The sequence below is a fragment of the Hyalangium gracile genome, assembly GCF_020103725.1.
Lineage (GTDB): Bacteria > Myxococcota > Myxococcia > Myxococcales > Myxococcaceae > Hyalangium > Hyalangium gracile.
The window spans coordinates 335,405-348,545 of the sequence record NZ_JAHXBG010000003.1; the positions used below are offsets into that span (position 1 = coordinate 335,405).

At 67.5% G+C, this 13,141-nt stretch carries 5 protein-coding genes; 2 read left to right on the plus strand and 3 right to left on the minus strand.

All coding sequences use genetic code 11. The features are described 5' to 3' along the window. Nucleotides 1–64 precede the first annotated feature (64 nt). The 3 genes from KY572_RS47725 to KY572_RS08070 form a co-directional block, all read right to left on the minus strand. Nucleotides 65–8,059, minus strand: coding sequence for a pre-peptidase C-terminal domain-containing protein (locus tag KY572_RS47725; protein WP_224241928.1), 7,995 nt, complete (start codon nt 8,057–8,059; stop codon nt 65–67). Nucleotides 8,060–8,242: 183 nt separating this feature from the next. Beyond that, nucleotides 8,243–8,782 (minus strand): GNAT family N-acetyltransferase, encoded by a 540-nt coding sequence (locus KY572_RS08065; RefSeq protein ID WP_224241930.1) that lies wholly within the window; start codon nt 8,780–8,782, stop codon nt 8,243–8,245. Nucleotides 8,783–8,824: 42 nt separating this feature from the next. Further along, nucleotides 8,825–10,951: an alkaline phosphatase D family protein gene (locus KY572_RS08070; RefSeq protein WP_224241932.1), complete on the minus strand. Its 2,127-nt coding sequence runs from the start codon at nt 10,949–10,951 to the stop codon at nt 8,825–8,827. A gap of 256 nt (nt 10,952–11,207) precedes the next feature. Here KY572_RS08070 and KY572_RS08075 point away from each other — a divergent pair, with 256 nt between their 5' ends. After that, nucleotides 11,208–12,536 carry an AHH domain-containing protein gene (locus KY572_RS08075; RefSeq protein ID WP_456077662.1) on the plus strand — a complete coding sequence of 443 codons (1,329 nt, stop codon included), beginning with the start codon at nt 11,208–11,210 and terminating at the stop codon, nt 12,534–12,536. Nucleotides 12,537–12,552: 16 nt separating this feature from the next. After that, a complete protein-coding gene (locus tag KY572_RS08080) occupies nt 12,553–13,119 on the plus strand; it encodes an imm11 family protein (protein WP_224241935.1) in 567 nt (188 codons plus the stop codon). Nucleotides 13,120–13,141 lie beyond the last annotated feature (22 nt).

A 13,141-nucleotide genomic window follows, 5' to 3' on the forward strand; every position in this document is an offset into this window, starting at 1 on the left:
CCCTCTCAGGAGGGCCTGGAGGACGGCGGTGCTTCCACGAGCCACCGCCTGTCCCGACCGGCGACTACTCAACCTTCACGGTGTATGCGCCCGTCGTCGAAGAGGCACTCTGCACCCGGAAGTAGTGCGTGCCTCCGCCCGAAACGGCGTTGAAGGTACGAGGGCTCGAGCCGGTGGAGAGCACCGTCGTCCTGTCCGGAGCGTACACGGTGATGGTGGTGGAGATGCCCGTCGTAATCACCGTATAGGTGGTGCCGGAGCCGAGCCCCATCGAGAAGAAGTCCACGTCTCCGACGACCTCGATGGAGCCCGAGACCGCGGTGCCCAGCGTGAGGGCCGTGGCTCCCGTGGTGGTGTCCGAGTGATCATCCGTTCCCAGGTCCAGCAGCTGGAAGGAGTAGGTGTTGGAGGTAGACCAGTTGGCGGCCACCGCTCGCGCGTAGTAGGTGCCCGCCGTGGCGAAGAGGTACCGGGCCCGAGCGCTCGTGTTGCTGAGGGTGTCCGAGGCCAGCGTCGTGCCTGCCGCGTCCGTCAGGTACACGTTGCAGTTGATGATCGAGGAGTTGCAGTAGAACTCGTAGAGGTGGCCGGCCTCGGCATTGAACGAGAACCAGTCCACGTCCCCTGACACCTCGAACTTCGCGGGCGCCTGCGTGGTGGACGGCACGATGGGCGTGGCCCCGGCCTGCGTGTCCGCGTGGTCATCCACCCCCAGGTCCGCCAGCTGGTATTGGTAGGTGTTGGTCCTGCTCCAGTCGGCGGCCACCACCCGCACGGAGTAGGTGCCCGCCGCGTTGAACTCCCAGCGCACCCGCGCGGACGTGTTGGTGGTGGTGTCCGACACCACCGTGGTGCCTGCCGCGTCCGTCAGGTACACGTTGCAGTTGATGGTCGAGCTGTTGCAGTAGAACTCGTAGACGTGGTCAGCCTCGGCGCTGAACGAGAACCAGTCCACGTCCCCTGACACCTCGAACGTCGCGGCCGTCAGCGCGGTGGACGGCACGATGGGCGTGGCCCCGGCCAACGTATCCGCGTGGTCATCCACCCCCAGGTCCTCCAGCTGGTATTGGTAGGTGTTGGTGCTGTTCCAGTCAGCGGCCACCACCCGCAGGTAGTAGGTGCCCGCCGCGCTGAACTCCCAGCGCTTAATCGACCCGCCGGTGGTGCAGTAGAACTCGTAGATGTGGCCGGCCTCGGCGTTGAACGAGAACCAGTCCACGTCCCCTGCCACCTCGAACGTCGCGTCCGTCAGCGCGGTGGACGGCACGATGGGCGTGGCCCCGGCCAGCGTGTCCGCGTGGTCATCCACCCCCAGGTCCGTCAGCTGGTAGCGATAGGTGTTGGTGGCTTCCCAGTCGGCGGCCACCACCCGCAGGTAGTAGGTACCCGCCGCGTTGAACTCGTAGCGCACCCGGGCGAACGTGTTGGTGGAGGTGTCCGCCACCACCGTGGTGCCCGCCGCATCCGTCAGGTACACGTTGCAGTTAATGTACCCGCCAGTGGTGCAGTAGAACTCGTAGATGTGGCCCGCCTCGGCGTTGAACGAGAACCAGTCCACGTCCCCCGGCACCTCGAACGTCGCGTCCGTCAGCGTGGCGGACGGCACGATGGGCGTGGCCCCGGCCAACGTATCCGCGTGGTCATCCACCCCCAGGAGCTGCAGCTGGAAGGAGTAGGTGTTGGTGGTGCTCCAGTCGGCGGCCACCACGCGCACGTAGTAGGTGCCCGCCGTGTTGTACTCGTAGCGCACCCGAGCGGTCGTCAAGGTGGCGGTGTCCGAGGCCAGCGTCGTCCCCGCCGCGTCCGTCAGGTACACGTTGCAGTTGATGTTGCCGCCGGTGCTGCAGGTGAACTCGTAGATGCGGCCGGCCTCGGCGGTGAACGAGAACCAGTCCACGTCCCCTGCCACCTCGAACGTCGCTGACGTCTGCGTGGTGGACGGCATGATGGGCGTCGCCGTGGCCAGCGTGTCTCCGTGGTCATCCACCCCCAGGTCCCGGACCCGATACGTGTAGGCGCCGAAGGTTGTCGTGCCTGGCTGGATGCGGAAGTAGTACGTGCCCCCGGTGTTCAGCTCGACCCGCACCCTCGCGGAGGTGGTGCTGGCGGTGTCCGAGGCAATCGTCGTCCCGGTCGAGTCCATCAACACCAGATCGCAATCGAAGGCCGAGGTGGTGCACTCCACCTCGTAGATGTGACCGGCCCCGGCGTTGAACGAGAACATGTCCACGTCCGCCGAGGAGTCGATCCTGCCGTTGCTGAAGGTGCTGGAGGGCGTCACCGGCGTGGCGTCCGCCAGCGTGTTGCCATGGTCGTCCGTCCCCAGGTTCTTCAGCTGGTAGGTGTAGTCGCCGATCGTCGCCGTCCCGCTGTAGACCCTCACGTAGAACGTGCCGGCCACTCGCACCAGGTACGTCACCTTGGCGCCAGCGTTGGAGCTGGTGTCGCTCTGCACCACGGTGCCGCTGGCATCGTAGAGCACCACGTTGCAGTCGATGACGCTGCTGGAGCAGCTGAACTCATACGTGGTGCTCAGCGCGCCCGAGAATGAGAAGTGGTCCAGATCTCCCAGCGTCTCGATGCGCCCGGTGGTGCTCGTGGTGGACGGGGTGATCGGCGTGGCGGTGGCAATCGAGTCCCCGTGGTCATCCACTCCGACATCCTTGAGCTGGTAGGAGTAGCTGCCCGTCACCGTGGTCGAGGCAGTCCCGAACCGCAGCCTCACGTAGTACGTGCCCGCTGTTCCCAGCTCGGCGACGATCTTCGCCGAGAGGCTGGACCCCACGTCCTGCACCACCACCGTCCCGCTGGAGTCCACCAGCGTCAGGTCGCAGTCGCCCGCGGCTCCCGTGCAGGAGAACTCGTAGATGCGGCCCGCGGTGGCGCTGAACGAGAAGACGTCGAAGTCCCCCGCCGTCTCGATCTGACCGGGCGCGGTGCTCGCCATCGGGGTGATGGGCGTGGCCGTCGCGTCGGTGTCCCCGTGGTCATCCATCCCCAGGTCCTGGACCCGATAGGAGTAGTTGCCGAAGGCGGACGAGCCCGACTGGATCTGGAAGCAGTACGTGCCCGCCGTGGCCAGCTCCCTGCGCACCTTCGCGCTGAGCGTGGTGCCGGTATCCGAGGCAATCGTCGCCCCGGTCGAGTCCATCAACACCAGGTTGCAGTCGAAGGCCGAAGTGCTGCACTCCACCTCGTAGATGTGACCCGCGATGGCGCTGAACGAGAACACGTCCACGTCCGCCGCGGCGTTCATCCTGGCGTTGGCGAAGGTGCTGGAGGGCGTCACCGGCGTGGCGTCCGCCAGCGTGTTGCCGTGGTCATCCGTCCCCAGGTTCTTCAGCTGGTAGGTGTAGTCGCCGACCGTGGCCGTCCCGCTGGACACCTTGATGAAGTAGGTCGCCGCCGCGCGGACCAGGTACGTCACCTTGGCGCTGGTGCTGCTGCCCGTGTCGGACTGCAGCACGGCGCCGCTGGCGTCATAGAGCACCACGTCGCAATCGATGGCGCTGCTGGAGCAGCTGAACTCGTACGTCGTATTCAGCACACCGGCGAACCTGAAGAAGTCCACGTCCCCGAGCGTCTCCACCCGACCCGTGCTGCTCGTCGTGGATGGCGTGATGAGCGTGGCGGTGGCAATCGAGTCCCCGTGGTCATCCGCTCCGACATCCTTGAGCTGGTAGGAGTAGCCGCCCATCACCGTGGTCGAGGCATTCCCGAACCACAGCCTCACGAAGTACGTGCCCGCCGTCCCCAGCTCGTAGACGATCTTCGCCGAGGAGGCCGGGGTCACGTCCTGCGCCAGCACCGTCCCGCTGGAGTCCACCAGCGCCAGGTCGCAGTCACCCGCGGCTCCCGTGCAGGAGAACTCGTAGATGCGGCCCGCGGTGGCGCTGAACGAGAAGACGTCGAAGTCCCCCGCCGTCTCGATCTGACCGGGCGCGGTGCTCGCCATCGGCGTGATGGGCGTGGCCGTCGCGTCGGTGTCCCCGTGGTCATCCACCCCCAGGTCCTGCAGCCGGTACGAGTAGCTGCCGAAGGCGGATGAGCCCGACTGGATCTGGAAGTAGTACGTGCCTCCCGTGGCCAGCTCGACCTTCACCCGGGCATTGCTGGCGCTCGTCGTGTCGGAGGCCACCGTCACCCCCGCCGCGTTCATCAGCACCAGGTTGCAGTCGAAGGCGGAGGTCGTGCACTCGATGTCATAGATGTGACCCGCCACCGCCGTGAACGAGAACATGTCCACGTCCGACACGACTTCGATGCTCGCGTTGCTGAAGGTGCTCGACGGCGTCACCGGGGTGGCGTTGTCGATCGTGTTGCCGTGGTCGTCGGGGCCCAGGTCCCTGAGCTGATACGTGTAGTCGCCCAGGGTCGGCGTCCCGCTGGACACCTTGACGAAGAAGGTCCCCGCGGAGCGCACGACATAGGACACCCGGGCGCTGGCGCTGGAGCGCGTGTCGGACTGCAGCACGGCCCCGTTGGCGTCATAGAGCACCACGTTGCAGTCGATCGCGCTGCTGGAGCAGGTGAACTCGTAGGTGGTGTTGCTCGCGCCGGGAAACGAGAAGAAGTCCTCGTCCCCGAGCGTCTCCGCCCGGCCCGTGCTGCTCGTGGCGGACGGGACGATGGGGGTGGCGGTGGCCCGGCTGTCCCCATGGTCGTCCACCCCGAGGTCCTGGAGCTCATAGGTGTAGGTCCCCAGCGCGCCGCTGCCGCTCGAGACGTGGAAGTAGTAGGTCCCCGCGGCGATGAACTCGAACGCGACGAGCGCGTTCGCCGAGGGACCGCTGTCGGAGGCCAGCACCGTCCCCGCACCGTCCCTGAGCACCACGTTGCAGTCGAACGCCGCCGCGCAGGTGAACTGGTAGATGCGGCCCTGCACCGCCTCGAAGGAGAAGACGTCCACATCGGTGGGGCTGTTCATCTTCCCGTCCCGCGGAGGGGCTCCCGGCGTCACCGGTGTCGCGGTGCCCGTGGTGTCGCCGTGGTCATCCAGCCCCAGATCCCGCAGCTGGTAGCCATAGGTCCCCGTGGCGCTGCCCGAGCCGCCTCCCTTCACTCGCAGGTAGTACGTGCCCGCGGTGATGAGCTGGAGGCGCACGAGCGCCGTCAAGCGGGAGGAGTTGTCCGCGATCAGCACCGTCCCCGTCGAGTGCACCAGCTCCACGTTGCAGTCGACAGTCGTGCCGGTGCACGTGAACTCGTAAAGGTGCTCGGCCGTTGCGGAGAAGGAGAACACATCCACGTCGCCCGCGAGCTCCAGCGTGCCATTGGCCACGGGAGCCCCGGCCGTGATGGCGGTGGCGCTGGCCAGGTCATCCCCGTGGTCATCCACGCCGAGATCCACGATCTGGTACGAATACGTCCCCGCCGAGCTCGAGGCGCTGGCGATCCGGAAGTAGTAGATCCCCGCCGGACCCACCTCGTAGACGACCCGCGCGTTGGCGCCACTGCTGGAGCCGAGCACCGTCCCCGTCCCGGAGAGCAGCTCGAGCGCGCAGCTCAGGTTGGTGCTGGTGCAGGTGATCTCGTAGATGTGGCCCGCGAGCGCGCTGAAGGAGAAGAGATCCACGTCCGTGGACGTGTCGATCCGTCCGCCCGCGGCGGGCCCTCCCACGACGACCGGGGTGGCGGTGTCGGTGGTGTCACCGTGCTCATCGGTCCCCAGGCCCACCAGCTGATACCCGTAGCTGCCGGTGGCCGTCGCCGTGCTCTTCACGTGCAGGAACCACGTCCCGGCGCGAGGCAGCCGGTAGGTGATGCTCGCGTTGGCGCTGGTGGAGGTGTCGGACGCCACGGTCGCCCCGCTGGAGTCCAGCAGGAGCACGTTGCAGTCGACGGAGGTGCCCGTGCAGGTGAACGTGTAGACCTCCTCGGCCAGGCCGCTGAAGGAGAAGGCATCCACGTCACCCGCGGTCTCCAGCGTGCCCGTGCCCGAGATCGGCGCGGTCAGGGACGTCGCCTGGCCCGAGGCGTCACCGTGGTCGTCCACGCCGAGGTCCTCCAGCGTGTACGAGTACGCACCCACCGCCGAGCCATCGGTCCGCACCCGGAAGTAGTACGCGCCGCCCGTGTTGAACTCGGAGGTGATGATGGCGGGAGTCTCGGGGCCGCTGGCGCTCCTGAGCACGGCGCCACCGGCATCGAGCAGCTCAACGTCACAGTCCAGGACGCTGCTGTCACACGTGAACCGGTAGATGTGCCCCGCGGTCGCGGTGAAGCGGAAGACATCCACATCCGTCGCCTCCTCCAGCGAGCCACTGAGCGTGCCACCGCCCGCGGAGATTGGGGTCGCCGCGTCGAGCGTGTTGCCGTGGTCATCCACGTGCTTGGACTCCAGCAGCCACGTATAGGAGCCCATGGCGCCCGCGGTTCCCGAGGAGATCCGCGCATGAAGGGTGCCCGCCGCGGTGAAGGTATGGGTGAGCTTCACGGAGCTACCGCTCGCCGTGCCCGAGGCGAGCACCGTCCCGGTGGCATCCTGCAGCTCCACGGCGCACGGGAAGGCGTTCGAGGCGCACGTGAAGGAGTAGATGGTATCGGCCTCGACGCTGAACTTCAGGAAGTCCACGTCTCCAGGCACCTCCAGCCGCGCCGGAGTGGGCGAGGCCGCCGGAGTGCTCGGCGTCGCCGTGGCCAGGGTATCGCCATGGTCGTCGAAGCCCAGGTCCTCCAGGCGGTACGTATAGGTCCCCACCTTGCCCGACGAGAGCCGGAAGTAATACGTCCCCGCCTGCGCGTACTCGTGGACCAGATAGCCCGTGCCCCCGTTGTTGTCGCTGGCCAGCACGTTGCCCGCCGCGTCCGAGAGGCTCACCTGGCAGTCCACCGCCCCGCCGCTCGGGTTGCAGGTGAAGGCGTAGATGTGGCCCGCCTGCGCCTGGAACGAGAAGAGGTCCACGTCATCCGGGCGCTCGAAGCCACCGTTCGCTGGCGGAGCGCCGATGACCACGGGCGAGGACTCCGGCGGAGCATCCCCATGGTCATCCACTCCCAGGTCCGTGAACGTGAAGGTGTAGGCCGCGCGCAGCTTCCCCGTGGGCTCCTGGATGCGCAGGTAGTAGTCCCCGCCGCTGGTGATGCGCGTGAGCGCCCCGGGCGCCACCTGCTGGCTGGAGACCACCACCGTCGTCCGGTCGGGCGCGATGAGCTCGAGCTGGAGCGAGGCCGTGCTCGTGGCGCTCCATGCCGCCTCGAAGCGGTAGCTGCGGCCGGCGCTGAGCGGCAGCTTCACCACGTCCCGATCCCCGTCGAACTGCAGCTCCCCGGGGACCGCCGTCCCGCTCGTCGCCGTCAGCGTCGTGGCCAGCGCGGGCTCGTCCGCGAAGTCATCCACGCCCACGTCCGAGATCGAGATGCTGTAGGCCCCCGTCTCGCCACTGGCGAAGGCGCGAACCCGGAAGAAGAGCTCCCCCGCGCCCGCCGCCTTGTGGAGGAGGCTCACCGTCGCCTGCCCGCCGTGGTCCGAGGCCAGCACCGTGGTGCCATCCGCGGCGTACAGGTCCAGGTGCAGCCGCTGGCCCGCCGCGCCCGTGGCCACGGCCTCGTAGATGTGCCCGGCGACCGCGGTGAGCTTGAACCAGTCCTCGTCCCCCGCGGGGCTCAGCGTGTGCGCCTCGTTCTGCATCCCACCAGCGCCCACGGCGCGCGCCAGCCCGGGGCACTCATCCGGCTCGAAGGAGTCTCCCGTGGTGTGCTGCCCCACGCAGGTGACGGTCTGCTCCGGCCTGCACCCGTCCCCCTCCGGGACATAGCCGCTCACGCACGCGCAGACCGGCTGGCCGTTCGCCACGCTGCAGTCCGTCTTGTTCGGCGCGGTGCAGGGGTTCGGCTCGCACGGATTGGGGACGACACAGACGCCGCCCTGCTCCTGCTTGCCCGGATCGCACGAGCACACCGCGCCGCCGTCCACGTTGGAGCACTGGCCGCGGCCCGGCTGCACGCAGGGGTTGGGCTCACAGGGGTTGCGAGGAGGCGTGTTGTCCTTGACGCACGTCAGCCCCTCCGCGTGATGGCCCGGCTCGCACTCACAGGCCGCCCGTCCGTCGCTGGCCACGCAGCGCCCTGGGCCACAGACGACCCCCTCGCACGGAGCCGCGGGCTCACTTCCCCCAGAACAGCCAGCGAGGTTCACCGTGAGTACAAGTGCGCAAACCAGGGTAATCCAGATTTTCATATGGGCGCTCACGACGCGACGTCGTGCCAGATATTCAAATAAACGACAAATCGGCGCGGACTCTCAGCGGGCCGACTGGCGTGCCGCCCACTCGGGCCTCAGCAGGCCCCAGATCTGCTGATCCATCCGCCGCTCCTGGACGATGCAGTGCTCGCGCAGCACGCCCTCCAGGACGAAGCCCAGCTTGCGCGCCAGCGCCTGCGAGGCGAGGTTCTCCGCCGTCGTGGCCAGCCAGACGCGGTGGAGCTCGGGGATCGTGAAGAGCCGATCCAGCATCAAGCCCACGGCGCGGGTGCCAATGCCGCGGCCCAGGGTCTCCTCGGCGAGCATGTAGCCCACCTCGATGCGGCCCTGCGCGCGGGACAAGTCACGAGCGGACACGGTGCCGACGATGCCCCCGTCGGCCTGCACCATCCACCGGAAGCTCCGAGCGCGAGGATCCGTCACGTCGCTGCTCGCCTCGCTCAGCCGCTTCAGCAGCGCCTCTCGGCTGTCCTCCTCCATGGAGACGAGCCGGCGCGCGGTGGCGCCGGCCCGGATGGAGATCCAGTCGTCCAGGTGCTCGGGGAGCGCGGGGACGAGCCGCACGTCGGGGGTGCTCATGGGAGGCGCAGCGTACCCCCGCGCCTCCCGAGCAGGAACGGACTACGCGGGGGTGATGGTGCCGTTCTGGACGCGGAAGGCCTGGGTGGTGAAGCGGCTCTTCAGCTCCTCGGCGCTCCGCACCGAGTAGTCCTTGTGGATCTCGCTGCTGGGGATGAGGTGGTAGGTGGCCACCGCCTGGTCCGCGCGGATGTCCACGATCATGAAGCCGTGGGCCTCCGAGTTGGCGAAGACGAGGCCCGGGTTGCCGGCCTTGAGCGTGGCGTCCATCTCGGCGACGGCGTAGCGGTAGATGGCGCTACCCTGCGAGTAGCCCGCGCCCATCACCGCCGTGCCCGCCAGCTCCTGCACCGTGCCCGAGGAGATGGCCGGCCCCGTCAGCGCGGGGATGCCGCCCTCCACCGACGCGTACGAGGCGTGGATGTCCCCGGACAGCACCAGAGTGTTCACGTTGTTGGCCTTCAGGGAGCCCAGCAGCTCCTTCTTCTTCGTCGGGAAGCCGTCCCAGTGGTCCACGTTGAAGTAGAAGCGCTGACGCAGCGAGGGATCCGGGATCTCCGACTTGGCGCGCAGGTCCCACACGAGGGACGTGAACGACACGGAGCTGACGACCACCTTCCAGGTGTTGCTGGTCTTCACCCGCTCCTGGAACCAGGCCTCCTGGTCGGGGCCCCACGCGTTCTCGCTGTCCTTGTTGGAGGTGCTGTAGCGGTACGCGGCGTACAGATCGAAGGTGTCCTTCACCACGACGTAGCGCGTGCCGCGGATGTCGAACAGGCCCACCTTGCCCATGTGCACATAGGCCATGCCGCGCGGCTTGCCATCGGCCGAGATGGGCGGCGGCGGCGTGGGCAGCTGGGCGAGCACCTGGTTGACGTAGGCCAGCGCCAGCTTGCCCTTCACCCAGGCGCCGGCCTTCTCCGTGGCCTCCTGCTGGGTCAGCCCGGCCTTCATGGCCAGCGCCACGTAGGCCTGCTGCAGCCCGCCCTTCACCGCGGCGTACTCCGGCGCGTCCACGTCGATATAGGCGAAGGTGTCCGCGTTGAAGACGGACGCCACGCCGAGCGCCGTCAGCACCGCCTGGTCCATGACCACCGTGCCGGGGTAGGCGTCCTCGGGGATGAGGTGGTCGGGGCGGTAGGTGCGGTAGTCCGTGACGATGAGCCGCACGTGCTTGCCGAACTCGAAGTCACGGTAGATGCGCGTGTTCGGGAAGCGGGGCTCGGCGTTCACATCGATGGGGCCCGCGGCTGCGTTGGCCGAGGTGTCGATGGGGATGAACTCGAAGAAGGCCTGCTCGCCGTTGCGGCGACGCTCCGTCTGCAGCTCATTGCGGCGGCCGTCCTCGTACGTGGCGTTCGCGCCCCAGCAGTCGTCGGAGAACTCGTGGTCGTCCCACACGACGATGAAGGGGTAGCGCTCGTGGACCTTCTGGATGATGGGGTCCTTGCGCAGGTTCTTGTAGATGTCGCGGTAGTTGGAGAGCGACGAGGCGGCCAGGTACTGGAAGACACCGCTCTTCTGCACCTGGGCGCTCGCCGGATCGGAGAAGGTGACGCCGCGGGTGGTGTTGGCGGACTGGAAGGCCGGGTCGCCGGTGGTCTCGTAGATGTAGTCGCCCAGGAAGACGATGGCATCCACGTCCGCGTCCAGCTGCAGCAGGCGCTGCCAGGCGTTGTAGTAGCGGCCCACGTAGTCCTGGCAGTTGCCGACCACGAACTTCACGGGCACGTCATCGCCCGCGGCGGGCGCCGTCCTGGTGCGGCCCACGGGGGAGACAAACTTCTCTCCGTCGTGCTCGTAGACGAAGCGGTAGTAGTAGGTGGTGCGCGGCTGGAGGTTGGTCACCTTGACCTTGATGGCGTTGTCGTGAACGGCCTTCGCCGTCAGGCCCTGCTGCTGGAGCACGAGCTGGCCGAAACTCTCCTCGGTGGAGACCTCGAGGGAGAGGGTGACATCGCCCTCGTGCTCCTGGTCCACGGCGCGTGTCCACAGCACCACGCTGTCGGGCCGTGGATCTCCGGAGGCCACGGACTGCGGGAAGTACGGCCGGGACTTCTCCGCCTGAGCATCAATGGACGTCTCTTCGTCGCTGCACCCGAACGCCGTCGTCGCCGCCACGGCGACGATGGACTGCAGGATGGTGCGGCGATGCATTCTCTGGGACAAGGAACCCTCCAATGGACCGAGGCCTTCGGGCCTCTGGCGCGCGCGGAGTCTATGGTGCATCCCTCCCCTCGGGGCAAACCATCGTCATGACGCGCCGCGCCTGAGAAACCGCCCTCAGGCACCCTGTGTCAGCGCAGCTTTTCCCCCGGGTGAATCAGGTGGAGAGGGCATGTGCCGGGTGGCCGCGATGTCCACGTCCCCGCCCCTCTGGCACCCCCAATGGTGAAGCCCTCCCTCGTCGTGCATGCTCCGGTGCATGGACCACGCCTCCACTCTGCTGCGCGTGACACTGGCCGTATCGTTCGCCGCGTTATCCTCGTGCGCGGCGCTTCCAGTGCGTGGCTCCCCTCCCGGAGAGGCCCCTGCTCGCCCACTGGCGATGGGCGTCGAGGCGCTACCGGGGGGAGCCCTGCGACTCTCCTTCGAGCCAGGACCCCACTCCCCCGCTCATGACATGTTGACGTTGGCAGAGGCTCGCGCCGTGCTCGCCGCCTTCGACGAAGCGTTCACAGCCACTGCCCAGACTCACCCTCAAGCCGTCATGGTTGCGACGGGCTCCCAAGGCCTTGCCGCCCGGGCGCCCTCCGCATGGCAGCAGACCCTTCGAGAAGAGTTCATCGCCCGGTATGGCCCTCCCCTTCTGCCCATGCCCAAGGTTCTGGAGCGAAGCCCGCTCTACATGGCCCTCAAGCTGTCTCCTCGCTACATGGGACGAGGGGCCCGGGATGCAGCCGAGGAGCTATTCAGGTCGCCAGTCTTCCTGGCCAGCGTTGCCCTCTCCGTGCTGGTGTACTTCGCCGCCTGGGTGGCCCCTGAGCCGTTCTTCTCCAAGGCCTTCGCTGCCTCCCTCACGGTCAGACTGGCGATGGTGGTGGGAGTGTTGGAGCTGCGGAACGTAGCCATGGCCTGCTTGCAGCTCTACAGGGACGCCACGAACGCCAGGACGCTGAAAGAGCTCGAAGCCGTGGCTGAGCGCTTTGGCAGGGCCATCGGTGGCGCGGCTCTGCGCGTCCTCGTGATGGTGGCCAGCTTTGGAGCCTCCAAGGCACTGCCCTCCCTTTCACCGGGAACTCTGGGGTCTCTCATGGGACCGCCTCGGTACGCCACGGCTGGAGGGCTGAGGATGGGAGGCTCGGCGACGGCCCACGTCATGGCCGACAGCTCCATCGTCGTTACAGGCGCGGCGGTGGGAACAGCCGCCAGCGAGGCGGGGGCTGGCGGTGGCGTCTGCAGCGACGGCTCCGAGAAGAAGACTGGCTACCAGTGGCACCACCTTGCGACCAACAAGAATGAAATCTCCTCAATCCACGGCGGCCCCTGGACGCCTCGCTTCGAGGACCTCTTCACGAGAGCAGGCATGAGCCTGAGTGCGAGGGAGAACCGGGTCTATCTGGCGGGCCACCAAGGCCCCCACCCCGAGCAGTACCATCTGGAGATTTTCAGACGCCTCGAGGAGGCCCTGGGAGAGTGCCAGACTCCGTCGCACTGCCGGCCCAGGTTGTTGAGCGCACTCGAGGAACTCGCGCGTGAGCTATGCACTCGGGGCTCGCGCCTTCACACTCTGGCGACACGAGCCCAGCACTGACTCAGGAGCCATGAGGATGCCCGGTTATTACGACCTCCAGGACGACATGCGCATCCCTGGGCGCTGGCATCTGCGCAGCCCGAGAGACGAACGAGGGCAGGCGGTCGCTCCCTGGCAGTTCCGAAAGGGCCAGCGCATCGCTCCACCTGGGATGATCCGATTTCCGGTGGGCCCTGGCGGGATACCACAGGACTTCACGCTGGCTTCCTCCGCAATTCCCGTCGTCCACGCCCGCGTCGTCCGGCTCCTGGAGCGCCTGGGGGCTCAGGATCAGGTCCAGTTCCTGCCTGCTCGGATCGAGGGTCACGAGGAGCCATATTTCATCCTCAATACCCTGCGCGTCATCCGTTGCATCGACGATGCCCGCAGCGAGGAGGTGCGGTACTGGAAGCCCGAGGACAACCGCCCTGACAAGGAGGGTGAGTACCGCAACGTCGCGGGCCTGCGCATCGCTCCCTCCAAGGTTGGCGGCAGTCTGCTCTTCCGTCCCTGGGGCTGGACCATCGCCCTCATCGTCTCCGAGGAGCTAAAGCACGCGATGGAACAAGAGGGCGTGACGGGCACGAAGTTCGTCGCAGCCTGACAGAGAAGGGGCTGCCTACCTC

Coding starts and splice junctions, on each gene's coding strand:
- KY572_RS08075 (WP_456077662.1), top strand. CDS start 11,208: ATGGACCACGCCTCCACTCTGCTGCGCGTGACACTGGCCGTATCGTTC.
- KY572_RS08065 (WP_224241930.1), bottom strand. CDS start 8,782: ATGAGCACCCCCGACGTGCGGCTCGTCCCCGCGCTCCCCGAGCACCTG.
- KY572_RS08080 (WP_224241935.1), top strand. CDS start 12,553: ATGCCCGGTTATTACGACCTCCAGGACGACATGCGCATCCCTGGGCGC.